Raw genomic sequence first — 17416 nt, 5'->3', positions numbered from 1 at the left:
AGCTCTCCTGGGTGTGTGTTTTGTCTGGTCAGGTGTATTGCTGGCGGCGGCTAATGGTGAACTACCAACCAGTTTTTATATTGCGACGATCTCATTTGGTGTCTATCTTCCGGTGCGTCTGCTGTCTCCACTCTGGATTGGTCGGAGAAAATATGGAGCTCGGAAGCCTTCAGAAGCACATGAAGTACAGATAGAAACTATCTCAGGCTAGCGCTTTGAGGGAGAGTAAGAGTGAAAAAATATGTGGAATCTATTTCAGCAAGAATTTGTGCAAAATGCTTTTATTGGCGGTGGTATTGTCGCGGTCGTTGCTGGCCTGATGGGCTATTTTGTCGTCCTTCGAGCTCAGTCGTTTGCCACTGAAGCGTTGACTGATATTGGGTTTGCGGGTGCAACGGCTGGCGCTCTCCTGGGGCTGAGCTCTCTGGTTGGAATGCTGCTGCTGACTTTTTTATCGGCTCTGGGTATGGGGGCTCTGGGTGATCGGTTGCGGGGACGCGATGTTGAAATTGGCATGGTCCTCTCGTTTGCTCTTGGTCTGGGTGTACTGTTTTTGACGCTTTATGCGCAGAGTAGTGCTTCCCATTCTTCTGCTGGTATGAATATTTTGTTTGGCTCGATTCTGGCTGTGACACGTGCAGATCTTTGGATCTCTCTCATCTGTAGCTGTTTGATTCTGCTCATTCTGGCCTGTCTGTTCCGTCCCTTGTTATTTGCTTCGATTGATCCAGTAGTCGCTGAGACTCGTGGTGTACCTGTACGTCTGCTCTCAATAATCTTTTTAGTGTTATTGGCGATCACGACAGCCGAGTCGGTACTGGTGATTGGTGTTTTGCTCGTCTTTGCTTTACTGGTTGCTCCGGCTGCAACTGCGATCTATATAACGCATCGTCCACGTACGACGCTGCTTGTATCGGTCTGCTTAAGCCTATTTTTTACCTGGGGAGGGCTCATCTTAACCTTTATGGGGACAGGTCGCCAGCTACCTGCGGGCTTCTATATTGCAACGCTCTCTGCCTGTTCGTATTTTGTCGCTGTAGTGATACGCCGTTTTCGTGCTCCACACCGCGCTGTTGCATCTTCTCATTGTAATGATTGTGCTGACCAGAATCTCTCGAAGCTGTGCTAGATTCTTGTGGATGCGCGCGCGATGGGGGGCCTGTCTCTGGTGAAGGGCTTGCTCTTGTGGTAAAATAATGGGAAGAAGTTTTCTTCTTCTCTGTTTGTTGCTAGATTAAGGATGAGATTAAAATAGCGTTTTTCCACTTTCTTTTTCTTTTGCATTCGTAACGATAAATGGGAGAAATGACGTGTCTGAGGGTATTGCGGATAAAATTTATGCCGCGTTCAATGAACTGAGCCAGCGCAATACACGTCCGCGTCAACTCATTGCCGAACATTTGATTAAACTGGCCCTGGCTGGTTCAGATTTCACTACAGATGATCTCTGGCAGACTTTGCGTCAGGAGGATCCACGCATTGGACGTGCAACGGTCTTTCGTTCTGTAGAGAAGCTTGTAGATGTAGGCTTGCTTAATCGCATTGAGTTTGCAGATGGCTCACACCACTATCGCGTCTGTGGTGGTTCCCATCATCATCATCATCTCACCTGTTCACAATGTCATCGCGTTGTTGAAGTCGATCTTTGCCTCTCCCCAGAACAGATTGCGACGATCAGTAATCAGACGGATTTTGCGATTGAGGGTCATACACTGACCTTTTTTGGTCGCTGCAAAGAGTGCCAATTGAATTAAAGCCCTACTTTTTTGATTCCCTCCGGAAACTTTGAGAACCTGACTTCCTTTATTCCACTACCAGGAAGGCTATTTTGTGTGTGGTTTTACCCGTTGACAGAGTTCTATAGAAACGGTAAGGTAAGATGGAAGTCCGCTCAATATATAAACGCTGATGTATTTTGAAAGGGTCATTATCTATGTCTTCTCATAAATCTTCTTTACAGTCGCAATGGCTGGCGACTGGTATTTTTTATGCCGCCGAGCAGAAAAGTTGGTTGCTGACGACAGAAGAGAGTACGTATGCTTTGGGGATCTCGCCCGAAGGAATCCTGGTACATCAATATTGGGGGAGACGCCTTGCCAGTGCAACCGATCTTCCACTGCCACAGGTTCATCGTGAACATGGCTCCCAGGACCCTGGCCTGACTCTGACGATGGAAGAGTATCCGCCATTTGGTGGCTTGCGCTATGGAGAGACTGTGGCGAAGGCGACTTTCTCCGATGGCACACGTGATCTCGATCTGCGTTTCTCTACCTATCAAATTACTGAGATTGAAGGTCTACCAGAACTACACATTATCCTGCATGATGCTGTATACCCTCTCGAAGTTTTATTAACATATCGTGTTGATACTGCCAATGATCTGATTATTCGTTCTGCAAGCTTTAGCAACAAAGGAGCCGAACGGATCACGCTTGAGCGAGCTTTTTCTGCTGCCTGGCATCTGCCTCGTCAGTTTGAGCCGCGCCGCATTACGTCGCTGGCGGGCAAGTGGTTGAGCGAGACCAGGCTTCAGGAGCGAAAGCTGGTTCCAGGGAGTGTTGTACTGGAGAATCTGCGTGGGATCTCAGGCGCGAGCATTCCCTGGTTTGCCATTGATGCTCCCGGCACCGAGTATGCCTCCGAACTTTATTTTGGTACATTGGCCTGGAGTGGAAACTGGACCTTGCATATCAACACCTCGATCTGGGGGGCAACGGCGATTACAGGCGGTATCCATGATTTTGATTTTGCCTGGCAGCTTCAGTCAGGTGAGAGCTTTACCACACCAGAATTTGTTGCAGGCTTCGCCAACGACGGTTTCAATGGCTCGCGCCACCGCTTACATCGCTATATTCGTCAGCACGTTCTTCCTGCTGAGCAGGCACGACAGCCACGGCCAGTACTCTATAATTCCTGGGAAGCCACTCTGTTCGATGTGAATGAAGAGGGACAGATTGCGCTTGCCGAGCGAGCGGCGAAAATGGGTGTTGAGCTCTTTGTCATGGATGATGGCTGGTTTCCTGCTCGTATTACCGACAATGCGGGGCTTGGTGATTGGCGCGTAGATCCTGTGAAGTTCCCCAATGGTCTGCTGCCGCTTGTTGAGCGTGTGAAAGCTTTAGGCATGCAATTTGGGATCTGGGTTGAGCCAGAGATGGTTAATCCAGATAGCGATCTCTATCGTGCGCATCCCGATTGGGTCTATCATTTCCCCCTGCGACCAAGGAATGAGTCGCGTCAACAGTTGGTCTTAAATGTTGGACGTGCTGATGTGCAGGCTTATCTGTTGGATATTCTTTCCAGGTTAGTAGCTGAGAATGGGATTGATTTTATTAAGTGGGACATGAATCGTCCAATCTCTGAGCCCGGCTGGCCTGAATATGTTGCCCAGGGAGGCGATGCGCGTGAGCTCTGGGTGCGGCATGTAGAGGGCGTGTATGCTATTATGGATGGCCTTCGCCAACGACATCCTCAGCTGGCCATAGAGTCATGTGCCAGTGGCGGTCATCGTGCTGATCTTGGCATCCTGCGCCGTACAGATCAGGTCTGGACAAGCGATAATACCCATCCTGATGCCCGACTTTTTATTCAAGAAGGAAGCTCGTTGATCCTGCCGGGCCGTGTCATGAGCGATTGGGTAACTGACTCTCCCAACGATCGTCGTGTGAATGAGATTCCTCTCTCCTTCCGTTTCCATGTTGCTATGATGGGGATGCTTGGTATAGGAGGACACCTGCTGCACTGGAGTGATGAAGACCTTACCGAAGCTGCACATTGGATTGCCCTCTATAAGCAGATCCGTCATCTCGTTCAGGATGGGGATCAGTACTGGCTTCTCTCTCCGACTGCAACCGAAGGAGTATTGGGAGCGGTTGAATGTGTCGCACCTGATGCCAGCGAGGCCGTCGTCTTTGCCTATCGACGAATGAACCCTTTCCAGGAAGAGTCTCCTCGTCTACGCCTGCAGGGGTTGCGTCCTGAGACACTCTATCATATCAACAATGGTCAGCAAGCTCAGGAAGAGATACGGTCAGGTGCCTCTTTAATGCACTATGGCCTTCAATTGCCATTGGGCAATAGCTCATATGCAAGCTGCGTTGTTCACTTGAAGGCTCAATAGAGGTGGCTATGGCCATCATGAGGAACCCTCATGATGGCTGTGGATCTTGCTCTATGGGATATGGAAATAAAATGCTATTGCATTATCATAGAAGAATTCTTATAATCGAATAAGACAAAAATATTATGTATAGGCTGCAATGAGAGTAGTATGGATGAATGGAGCGTTTATTTTTACCTATTCTCAATGGGAAAGGCATTGTTATGTTTAGTCCACTGCCGCGCACCAGTGAAGAATTTGAATTGTTAGAGTGGGAGCAGATCAAGCCATGGTACCACGAGCTGTTACAGGCTCCTTTAACGCCAGAGTTCTTATCAACATGGCTGAAACAATGGTCCGATCTTAGCGCGCTTCTTGATGAAACGATGGTTCGTTTTGAAGTAGCAAGTACCCAGAATACCTCTGATGAAGATATTGCCCGCCGCAAGCTACAGTTTCTTCAACATATCTATGCACCTGCGCAGACCCAGGCACAGCCGTTAAAAGAGCGATTACTGGCAAGTGGCCTGGAGCCAGAGAACTTCGCAATCCCTTTACGTAATATGCGGGCAGAAGCGCAACTTTATCGTGAAGAGAATCTTGCCCTGCTGAATGAAGACAAAGCTCTTAGCGATGAATATTTCCAGATTGGCGGAGCGCAGATGGTCTCATGGGAAGGGAAAGAGGTTTCAATTATATCCCTACAAGCCCCCATGGCCGATACAGTGCGCTCACGTCGCGAGCAGGCATGGCGTACGATTGCACAACGTCGTCTGCTTGATCGCAAGAAGCTGGAAGAGCTCTGGATCAAAAAAATGCGTCTGCGTCAACGTATCGCAGAGAATGCAGGCTTAGAGAGCTACCGAGAATATCGCTGGCAGAAGCTGCTCCGCTTTGATTATACCCCGGCTGATTGTAAGATCTTTCATCAAGCAGTAGAGAAGGTGATCGTACCAGCCGCTAACCAGATCTTTGAGAAACGCCGTCAGTTATTGAATATTGAGACAACGCGACCCTGGGATGTGGGCGTTGATCCACGCTCAAGCGTTGCCCCTCGCGCCATCACTGACGTTGAAGGCGTATTGCAACAATGCGTGCAGCTCTTCGAATTGATCCACCCGGATCTGGGCCGCTATCTCCAGACATTGCTCCAGGAGAACTTCGTCGATCTGGAGGAGCGGCCAAACAAAGCCCATATGGGGTATAACCTTCCTCTGGAAGTCAAGCGCCGCGCCTTTATCTTTGGTCATCTCGACCTACTTTCAGAGCTCATTACGCTTGTCTGCCATGAGGCTGGTCATGCCTTTCACGTCTTTGAAACCAATCCACTTCCGTATATTCAGCAGCGCCAGGAAGGGGCTGTGCCGATAGAATTTGCTGAAGTTGCTTCTACCAGCATGGAATTTATTGGCTCCATGTATCTCCATCAGACGGGGCTCTGCTCACAGGAAGAGGCTCGTTTGCTACGTATTCAACATCTTGAGCGCATGCTTGCCAGTTATCTGCCAACAATTATTCGCGGCGACGCTTTCCAGCATTGGGCGTATGAGAACCTTGAGCAAGCCCTCGACCCTGCCCTATGCGCTCAAAAATGGATTGAACTCACAAAACTTTATCAACCAGCAATTGACTGGAGCGGTTTAGAGGAAGAGATGGGCATGGGGTGGCTCTGGATTAGCCACTTCTTTGACGAACCATTTTATTATATTGAATATGCCTTTGCTGCTATTGGTGCCTATCAAGTCTGGAATAACTACCTGCATAATCCTGAGCAGGCGCTGCAACAGTATCGCCATGCTCTTTCGCTTGGTGCCACTCGGAGTGTACCACAGCTGTATGAGGCCGCAGGCGCAAAGTTCGTTGGCGATGTCCCGATTCTGGAACTTGTACGCGACCTTACGCTTCACCACTTACAGCAGCTGGAGAGCTAGTCGGCTCTAAATCTCTTGAATCTGCCGTTCACGTTGTTGAAGAGGCATCAGAATCTCAATTTGCAGCATATTGACTTGCGAGGTCGTTACGCCTTTGATGCGACCTTGCAGTCGTTGCATAAACGTTTTTACGGCTCCTTCTGGCAAACGGAACAGATAAAAATGCGCCTGACGTTGCGTAATCAAGTCCTGCAATTCCTCATTTTTCAGTAGAACCCCCTGGCCCGACCGCATGAATAAAAGAATAGCACTACACATCTGCTCCTGGTACGTATAAATAATCGTACGGTTGCTATTCTGTGTATGGGCTTGAATATATTCTAGCTTTAGATGGTACCTGAGTGCTCGCTGCTGCGCATAGATCCTCAGATCTTGCAACTGCTGTAGAGCTTCTAAGCGTATATGCTGGCCTTTGATCTCAGGCAGAAGTGCCAGCAGGACCAGTGTCGCGTGTTGCTGGCGAGCCAGACTGAGCGCCTGATCCAATGCGGGAGCATCGATTCCATGTGTAAATGGTAGAAGCAGACGTAAATTATTCATGGGAATATTCCTATCTCATATCTTTCTGACAAGAGAGCAACCGTACTTTCCTTACCATTCCCTCTTTGTACCCCCTTAGTATAAATCTGTCATGGTCAACATTGGCTCAAGAGAGCGAAATGTAACATCAAGAAATGCTAAAAAATACGCACCACCCTGACACACTTTAGTATGTCCAGCTTGTTTTGTATTCTTAAACTCATTGCTTTTATTTTTATGATATACTTGTTCTAAGGATTCTTCTGGCCCCAAACAAAAGTTGTAGTGTTGTATGCGTTGAGGTTCTCTGTTTGTAGGAGGGGACTATCTATGCCTCTATCTCAGTGTCGTCGCTGTGGAAAAGAGTGTAGCTTTCTCGATCGCTTTATGGGAGGAGGACAGGAGGATTACTGTCGCCCCTGTCGTAAGGAGACTCATCGACAGCTACAAGATATTCTGGCTCTCTTTCAGGCGATGACAACCGATGGTTATTTAACTCCAGGTGTCTGGCATGATCTGGTGACTATTTCGAAGCAGCGTCAGCTAGAGATGGAACTTGTTCATGGGCGTTTACGTTCCTCTGCCATTGAGCTCTTTGATCGTACGATTGTCGCACTTGAGCAGACAGGCAAAATTAGCGCCAAAGATGAAGCTTATTTACAATTTTTGCAAAGTGCCCTGGCGCTGCGCTCTGAGGATCTGGCCCCCTCGTTAGCTCGCCTTCAACGTTTGCGCAAGTTAATTGCTATTCGTCAGGGTGATTTTGAGCCGATCGTTGTCAATGAACTGCTTGATCGAGACGAGCAGGTCTATTGCCGCGTCGCCGTCTCGTATCTTGCCACCGAACAACGTTCTCGTCAGCCTCCTCAGCCAGTCTATGGGATCTTACTTCTGGCCAATCGTCATCTGTATTTTAAACCTGAGACTGCTCGCGGATTAATGATTAAGTGGCGTAATGTGTTGCAGCCAGTCCTTGTCTCAGTGAATGGTATCCATTTACGCATGGTGCAAAGCGCTGGAGAAGGGATCTATACGCTGTTGGATGCTGATGCGGAGATCGTTCAAGCCTATATGCTAGCTCTTATTCAGCAGGCTAAGCATCATCTGACCCCCATTCCTGCCTCTGGCAAGTCACAAGCGCTATTTGTAGCTGAAGCCCCGCGCTCCCAGTACGATAGCCTCGCTGAGAAAGCGTTTCTGGCCTGCTGGAAGTATCCCGATCTGCCACTGGTGCACCAGTATCCGATCCGCACAGCAGAGAAGACCTATCGTGTCGATTTCGCTCATCTTGCGACCAGAACCGCCATTGAGATTGATGGTTTCGTTGGTCATAGCCGTGCGGAGGATATTCAGAAAGATCGTTACAGGCAGCGCACCATCGAAGCTCTCGGCTGGCATTTTCGGCGTTACAGTGGCCTCGACTTGAAACAAGATCCACTGGCGGTTGTGCAGGATGTGCGGGCCTACCTCATTAAGCAATTGCATTTGAAGGCTGAAGGATAGCCTCTATTCTCTGTGATACTATAGGTATAGTTCTATCTGTAGATAGAAAAGCAGTGAGCGCTGATTCTGCTCGATATGTGGGATATGAAGAAAGCAAGAAAGAGAGTTACGAACTTATGGCTGGAGAGCTAAGGGTTGGTGCCAGATGGCAGCATGGTATGCGTTTTGCGATTACGACAGGATCAGGACATAGTATTTCCGTTGATGCTGCCACAACCGATGGTGGGGAGAATGGTGGAGCACGCCCGATGGAACTTTTGATTGCAGGCCTGGCTGGCTGCGCTGGCATGGATATCATTTCGATTCTGCGGAAGATGCGACAAGATGTAACCAGCTATGAGGTACAGATCTCTTCTGAACGCCGTGAAGAACTGCCAAAGATTTTTACAACTATCAATGTCCAACATCTTATAACTGGCCGAGCAATCAAACCATCGGCAGTTGAACGGGCGCTGGAACTGACTGAAGAGCTCTATTGTGGTGCCAGTGCCGTCCTTAGTAAAAGTGGTGCGGAGGTGACCCATACCTATCAGATTATTGAGTCTGAACTCTCTTCTCCTTTGTAAAAGACAGCCTGCATGGTAAATGCGGCCAGGTAAGGGCCTTTTTCCTGCGTTGCCACTCTGTAATGTGAGCTCTCTATGGCAGAATTGGAAACGGGAAACGGGAAATGATGTTATGGAGGGGCTGGCATTGGTGGAAAGGGAAATTTAGGAAGGAGACAAGCGACCTTCCCTACTTGTTTTGTTATCTTGTGCCTATAAAACGACGTAAAGTAGGGAAAGCCGCTTGTCTCTTTCCTCTGGTCCTACTCTGTCATGTGAACCCCTCCATAACAGAATTGGAAACGGGAAACGGGAAAGGATGTTATGGAGGGGCTGGCATTGGTGGAAAGGGAAATTTAGGAAGGAGGCAAGCGACCTTCCCTACTTGTTTTGTTATCTTGTGCCTATAAAACGACGTAAAGTAGGGAAAGCCGCTTGTCTCTTTCCTCTGGTCCCACTCCGCTCTGTGAGCCCCTCTATGGCAGAATTGGAAACGGGAAATGGGAAAGGATGTTATGGAGGGGCTGGCATTGGTGGAAAGGGAAATTTAGGAAGGAGACAAGCGACCTTCCCTACTGGTATTGTCATATATTGTTCTATTTCAAATATAAACTACTGCAAAGTAGGGAAAGTCGCTTGTCTCTTTCCACTGTTCCCACTCTGTCATGTGAACCCCTCCATAACAAAATTGGAAACGGGAAACGGGAAAGGATGTTATGGAGGGGACACTGACTCACATGATGGAACGCAATGATCTCAGGACCCCACGATCAGAAAAGAGCTATGATGAGGTAGGGCCAGGATCACTAGCCCTACCTCATCAGGACATAACCTTATCCACTCGAAAGCTGCGTGCTTCTACAATTGAATCGCCTCCAGCAAATAATCCGAGGGATCCTTTTATGGGGAAATCGATGCTTTTTTGAGCAACTCTCTTGCCATTAATAAGCAGAGTTACAGTGCCTTTCTGAATTTTCACACTCACTACGGCAAAATTGAGGAGTGCGTTATACGTATCTGACCAGGGAACTAAAGGGTCAATATCTCCAAGGGCAAATGTATGGTCAGCATCTCCATTTTTCAGCATCATTCCAAACGATATGGTACCATTTTGGAAGGCATCAACCCCAAGATGTTTCATTTGCACATCTATTTGAATAGCTGTGCCATCAGCGACATATGGCGAGAGAAAGAGCCCTCCATGATCTGAATGAACTCCTCCATTCAGACGTTTTTGCCAGCCTGCTCCTTGCCATGCATTGAAATCTCTGGACCAATCAGTACTGTAGAGCGTATGAGAATCTGGTTGGAGTGGAAAAGGGAGAGCGAACCAGAAAGAGCCTCCAAGAACTATAGCTACACATACAAGGAGAGAGCAGTTCCACAGCAATCTGGAGCGCTTGTGAGGGTGCGTATTTTTTCTGTCTCCATCGACCAAAAAACGGTGATACGCTTCACTTTTCTGTTCTTCCATGTTCATTTTATTACCTTCCTCAAAGACATTTGCATGTGTCCAGTTTTGGGGAAGTATATCTCTACCGTCCTTGTGAAGAAAGGTTTTACAGTCACCTTGTCCTTTACATGCGTGCCCGTTTTTTGCGTGTCGAAACACGTCCATCATGGAATGAAATAGCAGGTTGGATACAGAAGAACGTCTGGATGATTTGAAACCACTCTGTTTACCCCTCCATAACAAAATTGGAAACGGGAAACGGGAACAGAAGCAATGGAGGGGCTGGCATGATAGAAGGGGACGATTGTGGAAGGAGACAAGCGACCTTCCCTACTTGTTTTCATCTATCGCACGCTAAAAACATATCTTGCACTATAAAGTAGGGAAAGTTGCTTGTCTCCTTCTTATGTTCTCGTTATTCTCTGTATGTGGAGGCCATACATTTTATCGTCCGCTGCGGCTCCGAGCCTGCAAGCGACGTACTACTGCATCCGCAGTCACCGCTAAGAGCAGAACGATACCTTCGATGATCTGTTTCACATCAGCGGTCTGGCTTTGCAGCGAGAGACCGTTCTCCAGGCTACCAATGATCATCATACCCAGCACAATCGCCCAGGCAGAACCACGGCCACCAAAGAGACTTACACCACCGATAACAGCCGCCGCAATTACATCCAACTGAAGTGACGAATCGACCTGACTTTGAACCGAGAGAGCATGCGAGGCGGCCAGAATACCACCAGCAGCAGCGAGTGTGGAAGCCAGAGTAAAGACTGCAATGCGAATAAAGATTACATTGATACCAGCTCGTCGTGCAGCCTCGTTATTACCGCCCGTTGCATAGATATGGCGGCCAAAGCTGGTTTTTGTCAGCATGAGCCAGACAAGAATAATCAGTCCAAACAGAATGGCCGTTGAATAAGGCACACCTAGATAACTCTGGAACAGAGCTACCGCACCGCCAACAAGAGCAATGACCGCAATCGAAATCAGCGTAAGCTGCACAATCGAAGGCGTCCGTAATCCAGCCTTTTTGCGCCTTGTGTAATTCAGGAACAGGCTACCAATATAGAGTAGGACAACCAGCGTTGGCAGACCAACACCATAGATATCTGGTAAGAAACTTTTTGATGTGCCAGCCAGAGAGACAATCAAGGGATCACGAATAATCAACGTGCTCTGACCATTTAACAACTTTAGCAACAGGCCAGAGTAAGCAATAGAGCTGGCAAGAGTCACAATGAACGAAGGGATGCGAAGGACGGCGATAAAGAAGCCATTGATGGCACCAACCAGCGCACCAGTCAGGAGTGCAGCCAGCATTGCGACCCAACCGGGCATGCCCATGCGCTCACTCAAGATACCCATAACCACAGCGCACAGAACGCTTACCGCAGCCGATGACAGATCAACCTCACCCAGTAAAAGCACAAGGATAATACCCAGTCCCAATGTACCAATGGTGGGGATCTGATTAATCAGATTGGAGAAGTTTTCAGGATGGAGGAAAACGCCATTACTGACAACCGTGAAAAAGATAATAATAGCGATCAGCGTTAGCAAGACAGGAAGAAAGCCCAGATCATTGCGTAACAACTGACCAAATGTCTGTTTGGGGCGATAACTGGAGACCTCGACGGCATTACTGGACTCGGGATGACTCTCAACGGCCAGTTCTGTGTTTGGCTCTTTCCCTTCAATTGTATTACTCACCGTCAGTTCCTCCTGGTGTAGCCGTGACCTGAGACGCTTTTTCAAATGGCGTCCCAAACTCGGCTCCTGTAATAGCTGCAATAACTTGAGCCGAAGTTGTTGTTTTGATATCAAACGAAGCGACATTACGTCCAAGGCGCATAACCACCACGCGATCAGCGACCTCAAAAACATCGGCCATATTGTGTGAGATCACAATCACAGCCAGACCCTGCTCACGTAGCCGTCTGATAAGATTAAGAACCTGGCGCGTCTGAGCAACACCCAGGGCTGCCGTTGGCTCATCCAGCATAATCAACTTGGCATTGCGCAGAATTGTCTTAGCCACTGCAATCGACTGACGCTGTCCACCAGACAAGGAAGCAACAGGGGTGCGAGCTGAAGGAAGCTTCACATCGAGAGTACGGAGCACCTCCAGGCCTCGTTTCTCCATTGCAATCTCGTCGAGCGCACCAAAGGGAGTACGTAGCTCATGGCCCAGAAACAGATTATTGATCACATCGAGATTATCACAGAGTGCGAGATCCTGATAAACTGTCTCAATGCCCAGGCTAGAAGATACTTGAGGGCTACTAATTTTGACTGCTTGCCCATTGACAAAGATATCGCCGCTATCAGCAGGCCCAACACCAGAGATTGATTTGACCAACGTCGATTTGCCAGCGCCATTGTCACCAACCAGGCCAACGACCTCACCTGGGTAGACCTCAAAGCTAACGTCGGTCAATGCGCGTACAGCGCCAAAGGTTTTTGTAATTCCTACCATGCGTAGGACTGGTTCAGCCGTTTTGAGAGCCCCAGAAGATGTGCTCTCGGACGCTGACGAGAAGGTACTTTCGGCCATCTGGCCCTCCATTGTGGTACAAACTTTATCTCTTCCCAATACGAACAAGGGAGCCCGCAGCCAATCAGAACGGCTGGCTGCGGGGAGCCTGAGCTAGCAGGCAATCCTTATGAGCAGATGCCCTTGGTATCGGTACCAGCAGGCAGATTTTTACAGATATCGGCCTTGGTAACGAAGCCATCTTTAAGCACAGTGTCGATGATGTTGCTCTTATCAACAATCACAGCCTGAGCCAGAACCGAAGCAATAGCCTTGCTACCCTTTGGATTCTTAACGGTCAGACCATTGGTGATCGAAGCAGTATCGGTACCTTTGCTGATAGCAGCGACCAGATCGGCTGTGCTGGATGATTCCTTAGAGATGTTTTTGTAGACAGTCATGGCCTGATCGCCAGTAAGAATATTCTGGATACCAGAGACCGTCGCGTCCTGACCAGTGACCAGAACTTTTCCGTTCAGGTTATGAGCCTTCAAAGCAGCGATAACAGTACCAGCCATACCATCGTTAGCAACGTAAGCAATCTGGACATTGTTAGCATTAGCAGTGAGAGCACCTTCCATCTCGGTCTGTGCCTTTGCATTGTCCCACTTATCGGTGAAGGTCGAGTAGACCAGGTTCAAGGACTTGTTGTCGAACAACGGCTGAAGCGTCTCGTGAGCACCCTTCTCAAAGAGCAGTGCATTGTTGTCGGTCTGACCACCGTTGATCATAACAGTATTATTGTTGTTGCCTTTCACAAAATCTTTATAGTGCTCGGCGATATACTGACCCTGGAGCTTGCCAACGCCCTCGTTGTCGAATGAGACATAATAGCTAAGGTCATCGCTATAGATCAAGCGATCATAAGCAATAACAGGCACATTTTTGGCTTTGGCACTGGCAACAATCGCGGCAGATGCATCGCCATCAACGGGAGCAACCACCAGAATACAGGCACCATTGGCGAGATCAGCCTCAGCCTGAGTCTGCTGGGTTGTTGCGCTACCCTGTGCATTGTTGTACAACACGGTGGCATCAGGCAATTTGGCTTTGATCCCATCGGTCAGGGCAGGGCGGTCTTTGCTATCCCAACGAGCTGAGCTATCAGTCTCTGGCAGGAGGACGCCGACTTTTTTGCAATCTTTACCTGGTGTGGTATTGGCCGTGGTTGTGGTGTTATCATTATTGGCGCTGCCACAAGCTGTCAATGCCAGGGAAAGGACCAGTCCGCCAGTTACCAGGAGTGCGCGCCCACTGTGGCGCTTTTTTGTGAATTCCATCGAAGGAACCTCTCTTCTTCTTCTTCTTAATTGTATCCTTCATCTGTTGTCTAAATAGCAGACGAAAGATAATAACTACAGATATATTCTTATTCTATACAACTTTGTAAAAAATGCCTAGTGTTTCTGTAAATGACTTTATCATTTACTCCTTTCTACGTACCCCCGTCATTTTAGGGTATATCAATCTCGTCTGTTATATTTATGACTTTCTATGTCACAAACCACATTTTATGTGCACAGCTCTCATGCTTCATGAGGAAGAGTGCACCGAAAAGGTGGATGAGATTGTCGATAGGGTAAAGGCTGTATCAATGACCAGAAGTGCACCTCCCAGTGCATTGGCGAGTACCCCTAGCTCGCCCGCGATAATGCGGGTCTCTTGCCAGACGCAAGAGAGGCTAGCGGCCTCAGCAGCCTTATGCATAGGTTGAAAAAACAGCTCACCCGCTTTTGTAATCTCGCCATTGAGTACAATCAAGAGGGGATTCAGCAGATTGATGAGACTGCCCAGGGCCTGCCCCAGGCAAGTACCTGCATAGTGGATCGCGGCCAGGCTAGCCTGATCGCCTTGTTTTGCTGCTTGTATAACTTCGAAAAGGTTTTTTTTCTGAGTTGCATTCACCGTCAGGGAGGGCGCATTCAGTCCATCCTGTGCAAACTTACGAGCCAGCGAAAGCCCATGAGTTGCATCGTAGAGAATAGCCTGTGTGCTCGCAACTGCTTCGAGACAGCCATATTTGCCGCATTGGCAGCGTGGTCCGTCTTTATCGACCATAAGATGAGCGATTTTTATGACGTTCCCACCAGGGCCACGATAGATGTTCCCATTGATGAGAATACTGCCAGCAATCTCAAAATCGAGCATAATATATGCCATCGTTGTATGATTGCGTCCAACTCCACGGCGATATTCACCCAACATCCCGAGCGTTGCATTTTTTTCGATGCACAAAGGCTTCTGCCAATGCTCTCTCAATAATCTCTGAATAGTTGTACTATTCCATTGGAGCATTGATTGAGAAGGGCCAGCTTCAGGCTGTTCTGGTAGACTGATCCCGATCCCAATGATCTGATCCCATGTAATGTGCGCCTGCGTTAAAACTTCTTGTAGAGAGGTTGTCAGGCTGTCAATCAGCTTCTGTGGCCCCTCGCCAAGTAGAGACATCAGGTCAAACGGCCCACTCCACTGCATGACGACATGAGCCTCAAGATCGGTGACAACGATAATAAGTTGTAAATGTTCAATATCTATGCCAAGTGCGAAGCCAGCTTCAGCTCGAAAATGGACGAGTGTTGCTCGCCGCCCCCCTTTAGCCGTTGCATCCAGTTGTTCACCCTCGCGCACAAGCCCTTCTTGTAGCAATGAACCCATAATATTGGTGACAGTTGTACGAGAGAGTCCCAATTGTTGAGCGATGGTTATGCGTGCAGTCGGACCATGTTGGCGGATATAGTTAAGCACAAGCAGGCGATTAAACTCCCGAACCTGGTGAAAGTCAGCCCCTTGTTGCTCTATTCTGCTCTCGTGGGCATGAGCTTTCTGCTGTCTCTGTTGCCTTGCCTGTTCCATGCATCTCCTCACACCTTCGTGGGTTCGCTGCGTTCATAATTATTCGCGCACTATCTACTGGTTTTACGCTAATATGAGGGTATCTTTAGCTGCTAAGGCATGCTAAAGGAAGCTTGTCTGTGAAGGAGTGATCCTACTAAATCGGAATGAGGATACTTTCTATGTGAGAGTGAATTTTTTGTAAGGTAAGATGAAAATTATGATTTTCCATTACCAGGATGCTCCTTTGCTCATGGTTAGATGTTTGAAGACTTTACTGTTCTTTCAGTAGATGCTTCGATGGAAGAATACCATACTCGAGTTTAGTTTGTCAAGGGTTAAAACTAAGTTCAAGGAAAATTGACCAATAGCTATGATCACTATTGATGAGATAGTTGAGCGAAATTGGGAAATTTTACTATTGGCGAAACCCATTAAACATGATAAATCTATATTTTATGCAACATAAAGAGAGCACGTGTTTTAAAATGGCGAATGGGACGATTTGCTGCTCAAATAAATATGAATGAATAAGAGCATCTAGATGTATCTCCAGATGCTCTTATTCCTATTGAGGACTATTGTTACTGTGGGGTTGTCTGCTTGATCAGGCCATTGGGGTTGATGACAAATTTCTTGGCTGCTCCTTTGTCAAAATCCTGGTAGCCTTTGGGCGCTTCTTCCAGAGGAATGACCGTTGCGTTGACGGCTTTGCCGATATGAATTTTGTTGTTCAGGATTGCCATCATCAGCTGGCGATGATAGCGCATAACAGGCGTCTGGCCGGTGGTAAAACTGAGAGATTTGGCCCAGCCAAGTCCCATTTTGACGCCTAACTGACCAACCTTGGCATTCTCGTCGATTCCTCCAGGATCGCCTGTCACATAGAGGCCAGGGATACCGACCTTACCTGCCACACGTGTGATAGACATGACATCATTCAGGACTGTTGCGGGGGCCTCGCTTGCTCCTTGCCCATGCCCTTTTGCTTCAAAGCCCACACAATCAATGGCGGCATCAACCACTGGTTCACCAAGAATCTGAGCAATCTGGTCGGGGAGATCTCCGCTAGCTGTAAGATCGATCGTTTCACAGCCAAAGCTTTTCGCCTGTTGCAGACGCTCTTTGTTCATATCTCCAACAATCACTACCGAGGCTCCGAGGAGTTGACAGGAGGCTGCGCAGGCCAGGCCAACCGGGCCAGCACCTGCAACGTAGACCGTCGATCCTGTCGTTACGCCAGCAGTAAAGGCTCCATGATAGCCTGTTGGAAAGATATCTGAGAGCATGGTGAGGTCCAGGATCTTCTCCATCGCCTGATCTTTGTCCGGGAATTTGAGGAGGTTCCAGTCGGCATATGGGACCATGACATAATTTGCCTGTCCTCCAACCCAGCCTCCCATATCTACATATCCATAGGCTGCTCCTGGTCGTGCTGGATTCACATTTAAACAGACTCCAGTATTGCCTGTTTTACACATGCGACAACGTCCGCAGGCGATATTAAAAGGAACAGACACAAGATCTCCGACCTTAATGAACTCAACATCGCGCCCCGCTTCAATAACTTCGCCTGTGATTTCATGGCCTAAGGTCTGGCCTTTAGGGGCAGTGGTGCGGCCACGTACCATGTGTTGATCGCTGCCGCAGATATTGGTAGCAACTATGCGCAGGATCACACCATGATTACACTTGCGGTGCTGTTCGGGTAATTCTAGCTTGGGATATTCGATTGTTTCAACGCTGACCTTACCTGGTTCCACATAGACAACACATTTATTCGCGCTTGCCATCTTGATCCTCCTTCTTTGGAAGAGCCCTTCCGCCATCTGAACAAGTCAAAGCTGTATTGCAGCCGGCCTGTTCCGCGATACTATCCTGGTATAGCTACCGTGTTGGTCTGTTTTATGCAAGAGGTGGTGTGAGACCATCTTTGCCTGCTGAAGTTATGGTAGAGGTAGTCAGGTTAACAACGAAAAAACCACTGTTTACCTGCTA

The 17416-nt window shown here is 48.3% G+C and carries 13 protein-coding genes and 1 pseudogene; 7 read left to right on the top strand and 7 right to left on the bottom strand.

Going from position 1 to position 17416, the window contains the following annotated elements:
- The 5 genes and pseudogenes from EL628_RS30050 to EL628_RS29620 all read left to right on the top strand — a co-directional run.
- Positions 1–211, top strand: a pseudogene (locus EL628_RS30050) (hypothetical protein); the annotation flags it as partial.
- A gap of 30 nt (positions 212–241) precedes the next feature.
- A complete protein-coding gene (locus EL628_RS29635) occupies positions 242–1129 on the top strand; it encodes a metal ABC transporter permease (protein WP_126583573.1) in 888 nt (295 codons plus the stop codon).
- A gap of 181 nt (positions 1130–1310) precedes the next feature.
- Complete coding sequence (locus tag EL628_RS29630; RefSeq protein ID WP_245994538.1) at positions 1311–1754, top strand: Fur family transcriptional regulator; 444 nt, start codon at positions 1311–1313, stop codon at positions 1752–1754.
- A 179-nt stretch (positions 1755–1933) separates the two neighbouring features.
- On the top strand, positions 1934–4120 hold the full coding sequence (locus EL628_RS29625; protein WP_126583572.1) for an alpha-galactosidase: 2187 nt from the start codon (positions 1934–1936) through the stop codon (positions 4118–4120).
- 158 nt (positions 4121–4278) lie between these two features.
- Entirely contained in the window at positions 4279–6030 is a 1752-nt protein-coding gene (locus tag EL628_RS29620) for a M3 family oligoendopeptidase (protein WP_245994536.1), read from the top strand.
- A 6-nt stretch (positions 6031–6036) separates the two neighbouring features.
- Here EL628_RS29620 and EL628_RS29615 read toward each other — a convergent pair whose 3' ends face one another.
- Positions 6037–6570, bottom strand: a complete 534-nt coding sequence (locus EL628_RS29615; protein WP_126583571.1) for a hypothetical protein — start codon at positions 6568–6570, stop codon at positions 6037–6039.
- 309 nt (positions 6571–6879) lie between these two features.
- Here EL628_RS29615 and EL628_RS29610 point away from each other — a divergent pair, with 309 nt between their 5' ends.
- Together EL628_RS29610 and EL628_RS29605 are read left to right on the top strand one after the other, a co-directional pair.
- On the top strand, positions 6880–8052 hold the full coding sequence (locus tag EL628_RS29610; RefSeq protein ID WP_126583570.1) for an endonuclease domain-containing protein: 1173 nt from the start codon (positions 6880–6882) through the stop codon (positions 8050–8052).
- Between the two features lie 116 nt (positions 8053–8168).
- Positions 8169–8618 (top strand): OsmC family protein, encoded by a 450-nt coding sequence (locus tag EL628_RS29605; protein WP_126583569.1) that lies wholly within the window; start codon positions 8169–8171, stop codon positions 8616–8618.
- A gap of 799 nt (positions 8619–9417) precedes the next feature.
- Here the strand turns inward: EL628_RS29605 and EL628_RS29600 are convergent.
- The 6 genes from EL628_RS29600 to fdhA all read right to left on the bottom strand — a co-directional run bounded on the left by EL628_RS29600 (position 9418) and on the right by fdhA (position 17211).
- A complete protein-coding gene (locus EL628_RS29600; protein WP_126583568.1) occupies positions 9418–10209 on the bottom strand; it encodes a hypothetical protein in 792 nt (263 codons plus the stop codon).
- 285 nt (positions 10210–10494) lie between these two features.
- Positions 10495–11763 (bottom strand): sugar ABC transporter permease, encoded by a 1269-nt coding sequence (locus EL628_RS29595; RefSeq protein ID WP_170211160.1) that lies wholly within the window; start codon positions 11761–11763, stop codon positions 10495–10497.
- Positions 11756–12607, bottom strand: coding sequence for an ATP-binding cassette domain-containing protein (locus EL628_RS29590; protein ID WP_126583567.1), 852 nt, complete (start codon positions 12605–12607; stop codon positions 11756–11758). Before EL628_RS29590 ends, EL628_RS29595 begins: the two co-directional genes overlap by 8 nt.
- A 107-nt stretch (positions 12608–12714) precedes the next feature.
- Complete coding sequence (locus tag EL628_RS29585; RefSeq protein WP_126583566.1) at positions 12715–13866, bottom strand: ABC transporter substrate-binding protein; 1152 nt, start codon at positions 13864–13866, stop codon at positions 12715–12717.
- Between the two features lie 253 nt (positions 13867–14119).
- Positions 14120–15439, bottom strand: coding sequence for an ROK family transcriptional regulator (locus tag EL628_RS29580; RefSeq protein WP_126583565.1), 1320 nt, complete (start codon positions 15437–15439; stop codon positions 14120–14122).
- A 563-nt stretch (positions 15440–16002) separates the two neighbouring features.
- Positions 16003–17211: a formaldehyde dehydrogenase, glutathione-independent gene (gene fdhA / locus EL628_RS29575; RefSeq protein WP_126583564.1), complete on the bottom strand. Its 1209-nt coding sequence runs from the start codon at positions 17209–17211 to the stop codon at positions 16003–16005.
- Positions 17212–17416: the final 205 nt, after the last annotated feature.

Source organism: Tengunoibacter tsumagoiensis, assembly GCF_003967535.1.
GTDB lineage: Bacteria > Chloroflexota > Ktedonobacteria > Ktedonobacterales > Ktedonobacteraceae > Tengunoibacter > Tengunoibacter tsumagoiensis.
Note: the sequence above shows the minus strand (reverse complement) of the source record. Positions and strands in the feature narration are given on the sequence as shown.